Here is a 14,848-nt window from a genome sequence, read left to right on the forward strand (position 1 = left end):
AAGCCCGCGGAACTTCAGGCGGGCTTTTTGAGCTTGTCTCACACCTCGCGGTGCAATTTTGTTAATGATTATTTTCTGCGGTTTTGTTCGTACAGCGGCATGACACGCTGCGAGTACACCGTCAGATCCGACATGCGGTCTTCGCGCGAAGGATGGGTCGAGAGGAACTTGATCGGTTCGCCGCCAGCCACCTGCCCCATTTTCTGCCAGAGCGTGATTGTAGCGCGTGGATCGTAGCCGGCTCTAGCGGCAAGTTCGACGCCGATGCGATCGGCTTCCGTCTCGTGGCGGCGCGAGTTGGGCAAGCCGAGCAAGCCCATGTAGGCGTATTCCATGCCCTTTTGCGCGACGTCGCCGACCCCGGTGACTGCGGCCAGAATCGAGATGCCGGCACCGGCAACGGCTTGCTCGGATGCCCGTTCGCGCGCGTGCTCACGCAGGGCATGCGCCATTTCATGACCGATTACCGCCGCCAGCTCGTCATCGCTGGCCTGAAGCGACTGGATCAAGCCGGTGTACACGGCAATTTTCCCGCCCGGCATGCACCACGCATTGACTTCAGGCGAGGTAATGACATTGACTTCCCAATCCCAATTACGCGCTTCCGGGCGAAATGCCGGAGTCTGGGCAATCAGGCGGTTCGCGATGGCGCGTACGCGGCTCACCTGCGACGAATCACGGTTCAGCGTTCCCTTGCTGCGCTCCTCGGCAATCAGCTTGGCATACGTCTGGCTGGAAGCGGCATCGATATCCTGGGAGGAGACCGCCATCATTTGCTTGCGATCAACGCTGACTACGCCGCTCTGGGTAGTCTGCACGGTCTCGCAAGAAGTAAGAGACAGCCCGGTCAGAATGATAAACAGGCTCTTTACAAGGGATTGCCGGAGACGGATCTGCATCGTGACACCTCGTCGTTTGCCATCCAAGAATAGGAGAATTTTGCACAAACTGCACCGCCGATTGCAAACATTGCAGCTATCCAATACACCGAGGCGGCGCCGAATCTTTCCCAGCAAAATCCCAGCAGCAAGCCGCCCAGGCTACCGCCCAGGCCATACGAGACGCTGGTATACAAGGCTTGCCCACGGGCTTGCAACGGGCCGGCAAACCAGCACTGGAGCGTGGCTACCGCAGCGGCATGATGGATACCGAACGTAGCCGCATGCAGAATTTGTGCCACAACCAAGACGATCAATGACTCGGCCAATCCAGCGATCAAACCGAAGCGCAGCGCCGCCAGCAACAGGCTGGCGAGCATCAGGTTTTGCACGCCGAACCGTGCGAAAGCCGGAGCCTGAAAATAGAAAAACACGATTTCCGCCACGACTCCGAGCGCCCACATCATGCCGATCACGCCCGTGCCGTAGCCCAAGCGCTCAAGATACAGCGAATAGAACACGTACAAGGCGGCATGCGCGGCAAGCATGAGAAAAGCCGAGGCAAAGAATGCCTGCACTTCGCGCCGCCTCAGTATTTGCTTGATCGAGGCTACGCCTGCATGAGAAACGACCGGCGCGGATTCGCGCAATCGCAGGCTGACGCCGAAAACCGCCGCCAGCAATACCAGCCCTACCCAGGGGAACATGCCGATCCCGGACCAGTCGAGCAGATAGCCGGCACAGCTCACGGCAACGATAAAGCCGACCGATCCCCATAGGCGCATCCGGCCGTAATGCGTCAGATCGCCTTTCATTTCTCCGACGATCAAGGCTTCCGATACGGGCGCGAGCGCGCTCGTGAATGTACTGACCGCGAGCATCACCAGCAATAGATAAGTGAAGCCGCTGCCGAAAAACAGGCTGCAGAAAAGCAGCGCGCTGACCAGTGACGCCACCTGCAGCACCCTCGCGCGTTTTTGCGTGTGGTCCGCGATCCATCCCCATGCAGCTGGCCCGAAAATCCGCAGGACCTGCATCAGCGACATCAATAGCGCGATTTGCGGCGCCGTCAATCCCCGATCGGCAAAGTACAGGGTGGCATATGGCGAAAATACGCCGATGTAGCCATAGTACGCAAAGAAGAACAGCGAAAATTGCAGCGATTGCTGCGGCCGCGGATTCATGTCTGGGCCATGCTGGAAGGTGGATGGGGTAACGTCTTATTGAAAGCGTCGTCCTGGAATGCGGCTAATAGAGCCTGGTTAGGCCATGCCCGGATTGCGCCGATTGTGCCAACGGCCGCCTGCCCTACAGTCATCAGGCCAGGCGGCAAACCAGCGCTTAAGCAGCGATTATTTACCCGGCGCCTGTGCGGCGATTTTCGGCGTATCGACTTTTACGTCGCCGCATTGGGCGCGGTGACGCAAGGCATGGTCCATCAATACCAGTGCGAGCATGGCTTCGGCAATCGGCGTGGCCCGGATTCCCACGCAGGGATCGTGACGACCGAAAGTTTCCACCGTAACCGGGTTGCCGGCACGGTCGATCGAGGGACGCGGGCTGCGAATCGATGACGTCGGCTTGATGGCGATCGACACGGTAATGTCCTGACCAGTCGAGATACCGCCGAGGATGCCGCCTGCATTGTTGCCGATAAAACCTTCCGGTGTCAGGGCATCGCCATGCTCGGTGCCTTTCTGAGCGATTGAGCGGAAGCCTGCGCCGATTTCCACGCCCTTGACGGCGTTAATGCCCATCATCGCGTAGGCGATGTCGGCGTCGAGCTTGTCGTAGATCGGTTCACCCAGGCCAACCGGCACGTTCTGCGCCACTACGTCGATACGCGCGCCGCAGGAGTCGCCTGCGGCACGCAGGTCATCCATGTACTTTTCCAGCTCGGGAATGATGTCGGCGTTGGCGGCAAAAAACGGATTGGTCGGCACGTGGTCCCAAGACTGGAAGGGAATGGCGATTTCACCCAGCTGGCTCATGCATCCCGCGAAAGTCGTACCGAACTGCTGGTTCAGCCATTTGCGCGCGATTGCCGCTGCCGCCACCACCGGTGCAGTCAGGCGCGCCGAGGAACGGCCGCCGCCGCGCGGATCGCGGATACCGTATTTGTGCCAGTACACGTAGTCGGCATGCCCGGGGCGGAAGGTGTCGAGAATATTGCCGTAATCCTTGCTGCGCTGGTCTTCGTTGCGGATCAACAGGGCGATCGGCGTGCCGGTGGTCTTGCCTTCATACGTGCCGGACAGGATTTCGACGGTATCGGGTTCGCGGCGCTGGGTGACGTGGCGCGACGTGCCTGGCTTGCGGCGGTCCAGCTCGGGCTGGATATCGGCTTCGGAAAGCTCCAGACCCGGCGGGCAGCCATCCACCACGCAACCGATGGCCTTGCCATGCGATTCGCCGAAGGTAGTCACGGTAAACAGGGTGCCGAAGGTATTGCCAGACATGATGAGGACTCTGAGTATGCGAAAGGCATCATTCTACCAGTGCAAGGGCCGTCGCGGACGCCTCGGGACCGGTCCATGCAACCGGCAGATTTACTTCACTCGGCCGAGGTGCCGCACAGCCGGCTGGCAGCAATTGAACTGTATAACTCGAAGAACAGAAAAAAGCCGCTTGTCATGCACGATGCAGAAGGCAAGCGGCGTTCGGCTTGGAAGGCCGTTTGAGTGCGGAAGAACGCTTATTCGTCGCCTTCGGCAGGCCAGTCGCGGATATAAGCCTTGAGCATCTTGTTTTCAAAGCTTTGCGCTTCCAGCACCGCACGGGCCACGTCGTAAAACGAAATCACGCCATGCACAGTGCCGGCATCCATGATCGGCACGTAGCGCGCATGCTTTTCCAGCATGATGCGGCGCACTTCGTTCACTTCGGTATCCGGCGTAATGGTGATGGGATGATCGTCCATGTGCTTGCGCACAGTGTCGTTGGCAATCACGCCCTTTTCGCGATCGATGGTTTTCATGATTTCGCGGAAGCTCAACATTCCGACCAGCGTGCCGAATTCCATCACGACCAGCGAGCCGATGTCCTTCTCCACCATGGTATGAATGGCTTCAAGCATGGGTGTATTGGGCGTTACGGTATAGAGAATATCGCCCTTGACTTTAAGGATTTCGGAAACTTTCATGTGTCATCCCGGAATGTTGTAACTCTTATCAATGTAACTTAAGCTCAGGCAAAAATCCAGACGCCCCTCACCTCGAACAGGATAAATCACTCATACTGCAAGGCATTGTCGTCCGATAGTGGGGTGAAAGTGCTGATCTTTATCTGCTTGCGAGACAATTTCTTGCCAGCAAGCGGAAATAGTGACACCACATCTTCAAGCTGAAACGACAGCAGAATCCGTGAAATAACTGGCCAGCGACTGATTCAGCCCGTTTTCCACTGCGGCTTCGACGAGACGCGCCAGTTCGGCGTTATGCGCGGAATTAAAGACAAACATCCGGTACACATCGGCAACCTTCAGTTGCTGCGGGTTAGCCAGCAAGGCCCAGCGATCGTAGCCTTCCGGCTTGCGCCTGCCCCAGCGGCGGTGAACCGGCATTTCCGACTTGATGCGGCCGACCCAGCCGGCTTCCAGCATTTTGCTCAGCAAGCCTTCGGATTCGTCGAAGCCGAGCCGTGTCAACGCACGGATAGTACGGGCATCGACCGCCGCGGAAGCGTGGGAGAGTCGGGCATCGTGGAGCACACGAAGAATCGCCATGGCATCGACGAAATCGCTTCCCGGCGTCGGCAAATGCCACCAGCGCTCATACCTCACCTCGGGCAGCGCCGCCGCCAACAATGCACCGGACAGTGTGATCATCCAGAACAGGTATATCCAGATCAGGAAGATCGGAATGGCCGCGACCGCACCATAGATAACGGTATAGGTCGGAAACTTGGTGATATAGACGGCAAACAGGCGCTTGGCGATTTCGAATGCCACGCCTGCCAGGAAGCCGCCCCAGATGGCATCCCGCCAGTCGACGATGCGATTCGGGATGGCGATGTAGAGCAGCGTGAATGCGCCGGTCGTCAGCACCACCGACACCAGCGTGTACAAGACCGGCCCCAGTCCGGAGCGCTTCATCATTGCGCCGCTGGTGGCGGTAAACAAAAAGGAGGTGACGCTGATCGACATGCCGATCAACAAGGGACCGAGCGTGACGATGGCCCAGTACACCAGGATGCGTTGCGGCAGCGGCCGTGCATCCTTGACGCGCCAGATCTGGTTGAATACGCGGTCGATCATCGCCAGCGTCGCGGCAGCAGTCACGAACAGGAAAATACCGCCGATTGCCGAAAGCCCCTTGGATTTGGCGGCGAACTGATTGAGATAGCCAATGATATTGTTGGCGATCGCCTTGGGCATCAGGCTCTGGATGAAATACGCCTCCAGCGAAGCGCGGAAGGTATTAAAAACCGGGAAGATCGTAAAAATCGCGAAGGCAATCGTCACGATCGGCACCAGCGCCAGCACCGTGGTGAAGGTAAGGCTGCCCGCCACTTGCGGCAAGTGTTCTTCCTTCAGGCGGCGCAATGCGAAGCGGAACAGGTCACGGACCTGAGGCCAGGAAAAACTGCGGAACTGCGACAGGGATGGCGACGGCGTCATGGGATTTTTTATAGTTGTCGACTTATACGGCAACAAGAAGTGTGGCAGAAAAAGCGCCATATAATAGCAAGTATGAGCACATCGAATGTCACTATCCTTATTCTGTATTACTCGCGTCATGGCACCACCCGCAAACTGGCGGAGTTGATTGCCCAAGGCGTGGAAAGCGTTCCCGGCTGCGATGCGCGCCTGCGTACCGTGCCGGCGGTATCGACAGTCACCGAGGCGATCGAGCCCGATATTCCGCGCGACGGCCCTCCCTACGTCGAACTGAGCGACCTGGAAGAATGCGCGGGACTGGCGCTCGGGTCACCGACTCGCTTCGGCAATATGGCGGCGGCCATGAAATACTTTTGGGACGGCACGTCGACCCAATGGCTGGGGGGCACGCTCGCCGGCAAGCCGGCATGCGTGTTCACCTCGACCGGCAGCCTGCATGGCGGTCAGGAAACCACGCTGTTGACGATGATGGTGCCGCTGCTTCACCACGGCATGATGGTGATGGGATTGCCCTACACCCATCCGGAATTGATGACGACTCAAAGCGGCGGCACGCCGTATGGCGCCAGCCACTGGTCAGGACTGCATGGCGACAATGCCTTGTCCGAGGAATCGCGGACACTGGCCATTGCGCAGGGCAAGCGCCTGGCTGATACCGCCTGTAAACTGCGAGGTGCGCGATGACGCCACGCCTGTCGAAAACCTGCCACCTGGCTGCCTGCATCAGCCTGGTTGGCCTGATTGTCCTCTGCTTTGCCTGGGAACTGTTTCTTGCGCCCTTGCGTCCCGGAGGATCATGGCTGATCCTGAAGGTCGTGCCGCTGCTGCTGCCGCTGGTCGGCGTGCTCAGGCGGGATGTCTATACCCTGCAATGGTCCTCGATGCTGATCCTGCTGTATTTCGCCGAAGGCATCGTGCGCGCCACCTCGGATCTCAACGGTTTATCCGCCACCCTGGGCTGGATCGAAGTGGCGCTCAGCTGCATTTATTTCGTCAGTGCGCTGGCTTATCTTCGTCCTTATAAACAGGCTGCCAAACAGCTTGCGCGCCAGGTGATTGAAAAGGCTGCCGACAAGGCGCATCGATGAATGCCTTTTTGGATGGCTGTCGCGCCGTCGTCGGACCTGCGCATGTATTGACCTCTCCAGGCGATCTCATCGCTTACGTAACCGATCATCGCCGGCGCCATATCGGCGCCGCCCTTGCCGTGGTAAGGCCCGGCAATACCGAGGAAGTGGCTGCTATCGTGCGCCTGTGTCAACAACACCGGGTGCCGATTGTGCCGCAGGGTGGCAATACCGGCCTGGTACTGGGCAGCGTGCCGGATACCAGCGGCAATGCACTCGTTCTCTCGCTGACTCGCCTTAACCGTATCCGCGGCATCGACACGGTCAACGATACGCTGATCGCCGAGGCTGGCTGCATTCTCAAAAATGTGCAGGATGCCGCCGCCGACGCTGGCCGGCTGTTTCCGCTTTCGCTGGCTTCCGAAGGCAGCTGCACCATCGGCGGCAACTTGTCCAGCAATGCCGGCGGCACAGCCGTGCTCCGCTATGGCAATGCCCGCGAGTTATGCCTGGGGCTGGAAGTGGTCACCGCCGAGGGTGAAATATGGGATGGCTTGCGCGGACTGCGCAAGGATAATACCGGGTACGACTTGCGTGACCTGTTCATCGGCGCGGAAGGCACGCTCGGCATCATCTCTGCAGCCGTATTGAAAATCTATCCGCGCCCGCGTGCGCAATTGACGGCGCTTGCCGCCGTGCGCAATCCGGCTGCCGCCCTCGCCTTGCTGGCATCGGCCCGCGAGCACTGCGGCGACACGCTGACAGGATTCGAGTTGATGTCGGAAATCTGCCTGCAGCTCGTGCAGAAACATTTTCCCGAACTGCACTCACCCTTTTCGCAACGCCATCCCCACTATGTGCTGCTGGAATTATCCGACCAGGAATCGGAACAGCATGCTTCCCAATTGCTGGAAACCGTTATCGGCAACGCCCTGGAAGCAGGCTTGATCGAGGATGCCGTGGTGGCGACTTCTATGGCGCAATCGGCGCAGTTATGGAAATTGCGCGAACATATCTCGGCGGCGCAGGCAGCCGAAGGAAAGAATATCAAGCACGACATCGCCGTGCCGATTTCGCGCATCGGCGACTTCATCGACACCACCGATCGCTTGCTTGCCGAGGCATTCCCCGGCTGCCGGCTGGTCACGTTCGGGCACCTTGGCGACGGCAATTTGCATTACAACGTGTCCGCGCCGGAAGGCATGCCGGACGATCTCTTTCTGGCCCGCCAGGCCGCGGTCAATCGCGTCGTGCATGACAGCGTGCACCGTTATGACGGCTCGATCTCGGCGGAACATGGACTGGGCGCGCTGAAGCGGGAAGAAATCCTGCGCTACAAGTCGCCGGTCGAACTGCGGCTGCAACACGCCATCAAGAATGCGCTCGACCCGCTAAATCTCATGAATCCCGGCAAACTCATTTAATCCTCGACCAAGGAGCCTGTGCCATGCGCCTGCTGATCTGTGTTGCGATGCTCGTTTTTCCTCTCTCCGCGATGGCCGTGTACAAGTGTGAGCAGGGAAAAGCAGGCAGCGGAACCAAATCCGTGACCTACAGCGATACGCCATGCCAGGGCGGCAAGTCGGTGGTCATCGATTCCTCAGAGAATACGCTCAGCGTGGTGCATGAAACAGGCGACTCTCGCCTTGCCCATCAAAAAGAAGAAGCGCGACGCCTTGAGCAGGAGCGCCATCGTCGCGAGGCGCAACAGGACAAGGAGGCGATGAAATTCGCCCGTGCAAACGCCGCGAAGAAAAAGACATGCGCTCGGCTGGCGCAGAAACAAAAATGGCGCGAGGAAGATGCCGCGAAAGCTGTCGGCAAAAACGCCGAGCGCGCACGATTGACCGCTCGACGCGCAGCGGAAGCCTATCAACTGGAATGCGGTTAATATGCCATGCCGAAGAAAACCGCGGATTTGAGCCAGCTCAGAATCCGGCAAGGGCTGGCACGAATGCGGCAACCGGCTCCACGCATGAAGGTCCAATGGGATTGTAATAATCTGCAGCAGTATCCGATTGACCTGCTGCCACCCAAGCCATGTCACTCTCCCTTGTATCCAGCGCTTTCCGCGACGGTACGGATATGCCATCGCGCCATACCTGTGATGGCCAGGACATCTCCCCTGCATTGTCATGGAGCGGCGTGCCACCCAACGCCAAAAGCCTGGGATTGATTGTCGACGACCCCGACGCTCCCGACCCGGCCGCACCGCAGCGTACATGGGTGCATTGGGTCCTATACAACCTGCCGCCGCAATCCGGCGAACTGGCAGAGGCCGTCACATCGCACAATTTACCCAAAGGCACAAAGCTTGGCACGAATGACTGGCATCGCAACGGCTATGGCGGTCCCTGTCCGCCTATCGGACGTCACCGCTATTTTTTCAAGCTGTACGCGCTCGATATCGAACTGCCCGAATTGCCTACGCCTGACAAGCAACATCTTGAAAAAGCCATGGAGGGTCATGTCATCGAACAAGCTCATCTGATCGGGCTTTACCAGCGTTCATAAAACCAGCGTTCATAAAAATTTTGCATATTAGCGACCTATCTTGCAGAAGCATAGTCCAACAGATACAAAAACGGTGGACGTGCAGGACTGCAAGTGGATTGCGAGTTTCCTGCGGCCGGCAAAGACAGTAATGATGATGCCGATGGGGAAATTGAAAGCCTATGGTTCTCTTGCATCGATTTAAAAATCGAAGCGAGGCGGGAGCCTTGCTGGCGCAACGCCTTACTTCTTATTCGCAACGAAACGATGTCATCGTGCTGGCCTTGCCGAGAGGCGGCGTACCGGTTGCCTTTGCCATTGCTCAGGCGCTTGATGTGCCGCTCGATATCCTTCTGGTCCGCAAGCTGGGAGTGCCGGGACATGAAGAATATGCCATGGGCGCCATCGCCAGCGGCGGCTGGAAGGTCTTGCATCAGGACGTCGTCGATACCCTGGGCATATCAAAGGCAGCCATTGATGACGTAACCCGCAACGAATCGGCCGAACTCATCAGGCGCGAGCAGCTTTATCGCGGAAGCCGTCCGGCGCCCAGGCTGCAGGGGCGCACTGTCATCCTGGTCGACGACGGCCTCGCCACCGGCGCCAGCATGCAGGTCGCGCTCCAGGCAGTGAAAGCCGAAAACCCGGCGCACGTCATCGTCGCGGTACCGGTTTCCCCTCCCGAGACGCTGCAAAGCCTGCGTACCCAGGCAGATGAGATCGTCTGCCTCCTGAGCCCGGAAGCGTTTCGCGCCGTCGGCCTGTGGTACGAGCATTTCGACCAGACCAGCGATGAGGAAGTCATCGATTTGCTTGCCCAAGTCGAACGTTCGCGTGCCGGGCGCAGTGCAGGCACATCGGATCAATAAGCACACGAAAGGTTCTGCCATATCAACAACAAGGAGCACAGCATGGAAAAAGAAAAAGCCGCGAGTGGATTGGCAATGTGGTTGGCTGGCGCAGCCGTCGGTGCTGCGGCCATGTATTTCTCCGATCCGAGACAAGGCAGGCGCAGGCGTGCGCTGTTGCGCGACAAGCTGTATAGCCTGGGCCTCGATGCGCTCGATACCCGCGACGCGAAAATGCGCGATATCGGCAACCGGATCGAGGGAATGCGGGCGAAGTTCCGGAATGCGCTGGAAGGCAGCGGACCTCCTCCCAGCGAACAGGTGCTGTGCGCCCGTCTGCGCACGCTGATGGGCCGACTGGTATCGCATCCGCATGCCATTACGGTGACGGCCAACGGCGGCCACGTGGTATTCAGCGGCGCGATCCTCGCCGACGAACGGGAAATATTGCTGGCCGAAGCCTACAAGGTGCCCGGCGTGACAATGATTGAAGACCGCCTGAGCGCATACGCCAGTCCTATCGGCGTACCGTCGCTCCAGGGCCACCATCAGACGCCCAGCCAGCCAAGCTGGAACCCGGCATTGAAGGCGATGGCCGGCGCCGGTGGAATCCTTGGCGCATTCGGGCTGACGCGCCGCAGTCCAGGCGGCCTGCTTCTGGCGGGAGCCGGACTGGCGGTGCTGGGGCGGGCCTTGATTGCGTTACGCCACGATGACCAGCATTCGCCGCAGCATCTGCCGGTCCGTCATGAATCCATGCGCAGCCACCTGGAACGCTCGATCGAGGTGCTGGCTTCGCCCGAGGTCGTGTTCGATGCCTGGAGCGACTTCGATAATTTCCCCCATTTCTTTGCCAAGCTGCTGACCGCCACTTCCGTGGATAACCGGCGCTCTCGCTGGGTGCTACAGGAATCGGCGAATGCCAAGCTGGAAGCGAATGTCGCCTGGAGCAAGCGCGAACGCCCGGTCATGCTGGCATGGCAAAGCGAAGACGACACGACATTCCGGCTTGCCGGAAGCGTGACGCTCGAGCCCACCAGGCGCGGCACGCAGGTAAGGCTAAGCCTGAGCATGCCACCGAAAGCAGGCGCCGCGCCGAGCGCGGCTGACATTGCGCTGTTCAAGGGATTCGAGCGCGAGCTGGAAAAAGACTTGATACGGATGAAAAGTTTTATCGAAAGCGGCGTCGTGCCGCACCATGCAACCGGGTCGACACGGCCTGAGGGCGGGCAGCTATTGCATTGACGCCCCGCCGCTTCTTGCCGGCAGACCGCAATTTATACAGGACGATGCATCATGTCCCCTCATATTGATACCCGCATTACCGATGCGGTTGCGGCTTCGGCAATACCACTGCGCGGCGCGGCGGCGGAATACGATCCGCTGCTGCAATTGATCGGCAATGCCCGCTTCGTGCTGCTGGGAGAAGCCAGCCATGGCACGCACGAGTTCTACCGCGAACGCGCCCGCATCACCCAGCGCCTGATTGCCGAGCATGGCTTCACGGCAGTGGCGGTCGAAGCCGACTGGCCGGATGCCTATCGCGTCAACCGCTACGTGCGCGGCAACGGCGAAGATCGCGACAGCGATGCCGCGCTGAGCGGCTTCAAGCGCTTCCCAACCTGGATGTGGCGCAACCAAGATGTGGTGGAATTCGTCGACTGGCTGCATGACTGGAACCGCAAGCAGCCTTCCGGCGCAACGCGGGTAGGCTTCTACGGCCTGGACCTGTACAGCCTCTTCACTTCGATCTCGGAAGTGCTGCGCTATATGCAGCGCGTGGACCCCGAGGCGGCGCTGCAAGCCCGCAAGCGCTATGCCTGTTTCGACCATTATGACCGCGACAGCCAGCGCTATGGATACAGCGCCAGCGTCGAGGCGGCGGCGTCCTGCGAAGATCAGGTCATTGCGCAGCTTCATCAACTGCAGGATCGCGCTTTCGACTATGTCCGGCGTGAGGAAAGCGATGCCGCCGAAGCCTATTTTTATGCGCAACAGAACGCCCGCCTGGTGGTGAATGCCGAGGAATACTATCGCACCATGTTCCGTGGCCGGGTCTCATCCTGGAATTTGCGCGACCGCCATATGGCCGACACGCTCGACGCCCTTTCTCAACATTTGTCGCACACCACAGGCAAGCCTGCCCATATCGTCGTGTGGGAACACAATTCGCACATCGGCGACGCCCGCGCCACCGAAGTGGGCCAGCAGGGAGAATGGACACTTGGGCAGCTGGCCCGTGAAGCCTATGGCGACGATGCCGTGCTGATCGGCTTCTCGACTCATCACGGCACTGTCACCGCCGCATCCGACTGGGACGCCCCTGCTGAGCGCAAGCGCGTGCGCCCTGCACTTTCAGGGAGCATCGAATCGGCATTCCACCACAGTGGCATCGAGCGCTTCCTGTTGCCGCTAAAGAGCACCAATCGCGCCGTGCTGGCGTTATCTGAACCGCATCTGCAACGCGCCATCGGCGTGATCTACCGGCCGCAGACGGAGCGGCACAGCCATTACTTCTATACGCGTTTGCCCCGGCAATTCGACGCCATCCTGCATTTCGATGAGACGCGCGCCGTCGTCCCGCTGGAACCGACCGGCGGCTGGCATGCCGGCGAAGCGCCGGAGACTTATCCGGAGGGTACATAGATTCAGTATCAGAACATGAAAAAAGGCGCGGATTTCCACGCCTTCTTGTCTGGTATGAATCCGTGCTGCTTAGGCAACCTTGATCGTCGTTACTTCCGCCTCCGGCAGCATGCTGCCAGTCTGCTGGAAGCGCACATGCCACGACAATGCCTTCTCCAGCACGTGCGGTGTCTGGCCGCCGCGCGCATTGGCTTCGGCTACGTAATCCTTCAGCATCTGACGATACGGTTCAGCCACGCAATTGTTGATGATGGCTTGCGCCCTTTCCCGTGGCGCCAGGCCGCGCAGGTCGGCGAGGCCGATCTCCGTGACGAGAATGTCGACATCCTGCGAAGCATGGTCGCAATGGGCCACCATGGGAACGATGCTGGAAATCTTGCCGCCCTTTGCTACCGATTTGGTGGCGAATACCGACAGATAGGCATTGCGCGCAAAATCGCCCGAGCCGCCGATACCGTTCATCATGTTCGAGCCCATGACATGCGTGGAGTTGACGTTGCCGTAAATGTCGGCTTCCAGCGCGGTATTAACCGCGATGATGCCCAGGCGGCGAATGATTTCCGGATAATTGCTGATTTCCTGGGGACGCAACACCAGGCGATCCTTGTATTTAGTGAAATTACTGAACACATCCGCAGCCTTGCGCGGCGATAGCGTGATCGACGAGCCGGAAGCGAAATCCATCTTGCCGGCATCCATCAATTCAAATGTCGAATCCTGCAGCACTTCCGAATACATGGTCAGGTGCTTGAACGGGCTATCGATCAAGCCCGACATCACGGCATTGGCGATCGTGCCGATGCCAGCCTGCAGCGGCATGAGACTTTCCGACAGGCGTCCGGCTTTGACCTCGTTCATGAAGAACTTCACCAGGTGAGCGGCAATGGCAGCGGTTTCTTCATCTGGCGGCAAATTCGGCGACGTGCTGTCCGACCGGTCAGTGATGACGATGGCGACGATTTTTTCCGGCGGAATGTCAATGGCCGTCATGCCGACACGGTCTGATGCCTTCAATACCGGCGCAGGTTCGCGCAATGGACGCCGCTTCGGAATAAAGATGTCATGCACGCCTTCCAGGTCCAGGGAATGTGCCAGGTTGATTTCCACGATGACCTTGTCGGCCAGAATGGCAAAACTGGCGCTGTTGCCTACCGAAGTCGTCGGCACGATGCCGCCTGTTTCAGTGATTGCCACGGCCTCGACGATGGCGACATCGATCGGCGCAATCTGGCCGCTGCGGAGGAATTCCACGGTTTCGGACAGGTGCTGATCGACGTACATCACTTCGCCGCGGTTGATTGCCGCGCGCAGGGTCGGATCGCCCTGGAAAGGCATGCGGCGCACCAGCGCACCCGCCTCGGTCAATTGCCGTTCCGCGTCGCCGCCGAGCGAAGCGCCGGTAAGCAAGGTGACTTTCAAGGGCTCATGGCGCGCACGGTCGGCCAAGGCCAGCGGCACTACCTTGGCATCGCCGGCACGGGTAAAGCCGCTCATGCCGATAGTCGTGCCATTTTTAATCCACTTGGCCGCAGTGGCAGCGTCGGTGATCTTGTCGCGCAAGCGCGGAATACGAATTCTTTGTTTCAGCTGATCTGACATGCTTGTGTCCTCTTTTCGATTCATTGGCATTTCGATACCGGCGCCTGCGGCCCTGCGCTCTTTTCGCTTCTGAGTAGAGATCACTCACTACTATATTAGTAATATTAATCACTAATATCTTAACGAGTCAAGAAATATAGGCTGGATGGTCTACAATCTGACAAAAATACCAAGGAGTTCCCATGCAGCCCCGCATCACCTCTCGCAACCTGCCGCTACTTTTACTCAAGGCGCGCGACCGCCTCATGTCGAACTTCCGGCCCACTCTGAACAGCTTCGGCGTGACGGAACAACAATGGCGCATCTTGCGTGTTCTCGACGAATACGGGCAATTGGAGCCCCGCGAAATCTGCGAGATGTGCCAGATCCTCAGTCCGAGCATGGCTGGCGTGCTGGCACGCATGGAAGAAGTCGGCCTGATCAAGCGCAATCGCGTACAGGAAGACCAGCGGCGTGTCATGGTCCGCCTGGCGGCGAAAGGCGACAAGCTGATTACGGAAATCGCCCCCTTGATCGACGCGCGCTACCGCGAGCTGGAAGAGGCGTTCGGTAAGAAAGCGTTTGATGAGCTTTTCAGGGTATTGGAAAGTTTCATCGAGGCGGATGCGCAGCTGCCGACTACGGCGAAGCAGCCTCCGGCACTGAAGGAAGATGCGACTCCGGCATCGGCAAAGCGACGCAAGGCATGAACTTATACTC

Annotated in this window: 16 protein-coding genes; 10 read left to right on the forward strand and 6 right to left on the reverse strand. The window is 59.0% G+C overall.

Annotated elements, in window-relative coordinates; all coding sequences use genetic code 11:
* Positions 1 to 68 precede the first annotated feature (68 nt).
* The 3 genes from EDC30_RS02920 to aroC all read right to left on the reverse strand — a co-directional run bounded on the left by EDC30_RS02920 (position 69) and on the right by aroC (position 3,337).
* Positions 69 to 899 carry a M48 family metallopeptidase gene (locus EDC30_RS02920; RefSeq protein WP_132257084.1) on the reverse strand — a complete coding sequence of 277 codons (831 nt, stop codon included), beginning with the start codon at positions 897 to 899 and terminating at the stop codon, positions 69 to 71.
* Positions 869 to 2,062 (reverse strand): MFS transporter, encoded by a 1,194-nt coding sequence (locus EDC30_RS02925; protein WP_132257086.1) that lies wholly within the window; start codon positions 2,060 to 2,062, stop codon positions 869 to 871. Before EDC30_RS02925 ends, EDC30_RS02920 begins: the two co-directional genes overlap by 31 nt.
* Before the next feature lie 168 nt (positions 2,063 to 2,230).
* Positions 2,231 to 3,337 carry a chorismate synthase gene (gene aroC, locus EDC30_RS02930; RefSeq protein ID WP_132257088.1) on the reverse strand — a complete coding sequence of 369 codons (1,107 nt, stop codon included), beginning with the start codon at positions 3,335 to 3,337 and terminating at the stop codon, positions 2,231 to 2,233.
* 75 nt (positions 3,338 to 3,412) lie between these two features.
* Here aroC and EDC30_RS19395 point away from each other — a divergent pair, with 75 nt between their 5' ends.
* Positions 3,413 to 3,559, forward strand: a complete 147-nt coding sequence (locus tag EDC30_RS19395) for a hypothetical protein (RefSeq protein ID WP_165973704.1) — start codon at positions 3,413 to 3,415, stop codon at positions 3,557 to 3,559.
* Positions 3,560 to 3,573: 14 nt separating this feature from the next.
* Here EDC30_RS19395 and EDC30_RS02935 read toward each other — a convergent pair whose 3' ends face one another.
* Positions 3,574 to 4,020 (reverse strand): CBS domain-containing protein, encoded by a 447-nt coding sequence (locus EDC30_RS02935; protein WP_132257090.1) that lies wholly within the window; start codon positions 4,018 to 4,020, stop codon positions 3,574 to 3,576.
* Between the two features lie 195 nt (positions 4,021 to 4,215).
* Positions 4,216 to 5,496 (reverse strand): YihY family inner membrane protein, encoded by a 1,281-nt coding sequence (locus EDC30_RS02940; protein WP_132257092.1) that lies wholly within the window; start codon positions 5,494 to 5,496, stop codon positions 4,216 to 4,218.
* A 72-nt stretch (positions 5,497 to 5,568) separates the two neighbouring features.
* Between EDC30_RS02940 and wrbA the strand changes: the two genes are divergently transcribed.
* The 8 genes from wrbA to EDC30_RS02980 all read left to right on the forward strand — a co-directional run bounded on the left by wrbA (position 5,569) and on the right by EDC30_RS02980 (position 12,550).
* Positions 5,569 to 6,180, forward strand: coding sequence for an NAD(P)H:quinone oxidoreductase (gene wrbA / locus EDC30_RS02945; protein ID WP_132257094.1), 612 nt, complete (start codon positions 5,569 to 5,571; stop codon positions 6,178 to 6,180).
* Entirely contained in the window at positions 6,177 to 6,584 is a 408-nt protein-coding gene (locus EDC30_RS02950) for a DUF2069 domain-containing protein (RefSeq protein ID WP_132257096.1), read from the forward strand. Before wrbA ends, EDC30_RS02950 begins: the two co-directional genes overlap by 4 nt.
* Entirely contained in the window at positions 6,581 to 7,987 is a 1,407-nt protein-coding gene (locus tag EDC30_RS02955) for an FAD-binding oxidoreductase (RefSeq protein ID WP_132257098.1), read from the forward strand. Before EDC30_RS02950 ends, EDC30_RS02955 begins: the two co-directional genes overlap by 4 nt.
* Before the next feature lie 23 nt (positions 7,988 to 8,010).
* Entirely contained in the window at positions 8,011 to 8,454 is a 444-nt protein-coding gene (locus EDC30_RS02960; RefSeq protein ID WP_132257100.1) for a DUF4124 domain-containing protein, read from the forward strand.
* Between the two features lie 149 nt (positions 8,455 to 8,603).
* Positions 8,604 to 9,077, forward strand: coding sequence for a YbhB/YbcL family Raf kinase inhibitor-like protein (locus EDC30_RS02965; protein ID WP_132257102.1), 474 nt, complete (start codon positions 8,604 to 8,606; stop codon positions 9,075 to 9,077).
* Between the two features lie 206 nt (positions 9,078 to 9,283).
* Positions 9,284 to 9,925, forward strand: coding sequence for a phosphoribosyltransferase (locus tag EDC30_RS02970; RefSeq protein ID WP_341539858.1), 642 nt, complete (start codon positions 9,284 to 9,286; stop codon positions 9,923 to 9,925).
* Positions 9,926 to 9,967: 42 nt separating this feature from the next.
* On the forward strand, positions 9,968 to 11,149 hold the full coding sequence (locus EDC30_RS19400; RefSeq protein WP_165973705.1) for an SRPBCC family protein: 1,182 nt from the start codon (positions 9,968 to 9,970) through the stop codon (positions 11,147 to 11,149).
* A gap of 51 nt (positions 11,150 to 11,200) precedes the next feature.
* Positions 11,201 to 12,550: an erythromycin esterase family protein gene (locus tag EDC30_RS02980; protein ID WP_132257106.1), complete on the forward strand. Its 1,350-nt coding sequence runs from the start codon at positions 11,201 to 11,203 to the stop codon at positions 12,548 to 12,550.
* Positions 12,551 to 12,619: 69 nt separating this feature from the next.
* On the opposite strand, the gene EDC30_RS02985 is transcribed toward EDC30_RS02980, so the two are convergent.
* Positions 12,620 to 14,149 carry an acetyl-CoA hydrolase/transferase family protein gene (locus tag EDC30_RS02985; protein WP_132257108.1) on the reverse strand — a complete coding sequence of 510 codons (1,530 nt, stop codon included), beginning with the start codon at positions 14,147 to 14,149 and terminating at the stop codon, positions 12,620 to 12,622.
* A 182-nt stretch (positions 14,150 to 14,331) separates the two neighbouring features.
* Here EDC30_RS02985 and hpaR point away from each other — a divergent pair, with 182 nt between their 5' ends.
* Positions 14,332 to 14,838: a homoprotocatechuate degradation operon regulator HpaR gene (gene hpaR / locus EDC30_RS02990; RefSeq protein ID WP_132257110.1), complete on the forward strand. Its 507-nt coding sequence runs from the start codon at positions 14,332 to 14,334 to the stop codon at positions 14,836 to 14,838.
* Positions 14,839 to 14,848: the final 10 nt, after the last annotated feature.

The organism is Paucimonas lemoignei, from assembly GCF_004342585.1.
In the GTDB taxonomy this organism is placed as follows: domain Bacteria; phylum Pseudomonadota; class Gammaproteobacteria; order Burkholderiales; family Burkholderiaceae_D; genus Paucimonas; species Paucimonas lemoignei.

Coding starts and splice junctions, on each gene's coding strand:
- EDC30_RS02940 (WP_132257092.1), bottom strand. CDS start 5,496: ATGACGCCGTCGCCATCCCTGTCGCAGTTCCGCAGTTTTTCCTGGCCT.
- EDC30_RS19395 (WP_165973704.1), top strand. CDS start 3,413: ATGCAACCGGCAGATTTACTTCACTCGGCCGAGGTGCCGCACAGCCGG.
- EDC30_RS02985 (WP_132257108.1), bottom strand. CDS start 14,149: ATGTCAGATCAGCTGAAACAAAGAATTCGTATTCCGCGCTTGCGCGAC.
- EDC30_RS02950 (WP_132257096.1), top strand. CDS start 6,177: ATGACGCCACGCCTGTCGAAAACCTGCCACCTGGCTGCCTGCATCAGC.
- wrbA (WP_132257094.1), top strand. CDS start 5,569: ATGAGCACATCGAATGTCACTATCCTTATTCTGTATTACTCGCGTCAT.
- EDC30_RS02935 (WP_132257090.1), bottom strand. CDS start 4,020: ATGAAAGTTTCCGAAATCCTTAAAGTCAAGGGCGATATTCTCTATACC.
- hpaR (WP_132257110.1), top strand. CDS start 14,332: ATGCAGCCCCGCATCACCTCTCGCAACCTGCCGCTACTTTTACTCAAG.
- EDC30_RS02925 (WP_132257086.1), bottom strand. CDS start 2,062: ATGAATCCGCGGCCGCAGCAATCGCTGCAATTTTCGCTGTTCTTCTTT.
- EDC30_RS19400 (WP_165973705.1), top strand. CDS start 9,968: ATGGAAAAAGAAAAAGCCGCGAGTGGATTGGCAATGTGGTTGGCTGGC.
- EDC30_RS02955 (WP_132257098.1), top strand. CDS start 6,581: ATGAATGCCTTTTTGGATGGCTGTCGCGCCGTCGTCGGACCTGCGCAT.
- EDC30_RS02965 (WP_132257102.1), top strand. CDS start 8,604: ATGTCACTCTCCCTTGTATCCAGCGCTTTCCGCGACGGTACGGATATG.
- EDC30_RS02920 (WP_132257084.1), bottom strand. CDS start 899: ATGCAGATCCGTCTCCGGCAATCCCTTGTAAAGAGCCTGTTTATCATT.
- EDC30_RS02960 (WP_132257100.1), top strand. CDS start 8,011: ATGCGCCTGCTGATCTGTGTTGCGATGCTCGTTTTTCCTCTCTCCGCG.
- aroC (WP_132257088.1), bottom strand. CDS start 3,337: ATGTCTGGCAATACCTTCGGCACCCTGTTTACCGTGACTACCTTCGGC.
- EDC30_RS02980 (WP_132257106.1), top strand. CDS start 11,201: ATGTCCCCTCATATTGATACCCGCATTACCGATGCGGTTGCGGCTTCG.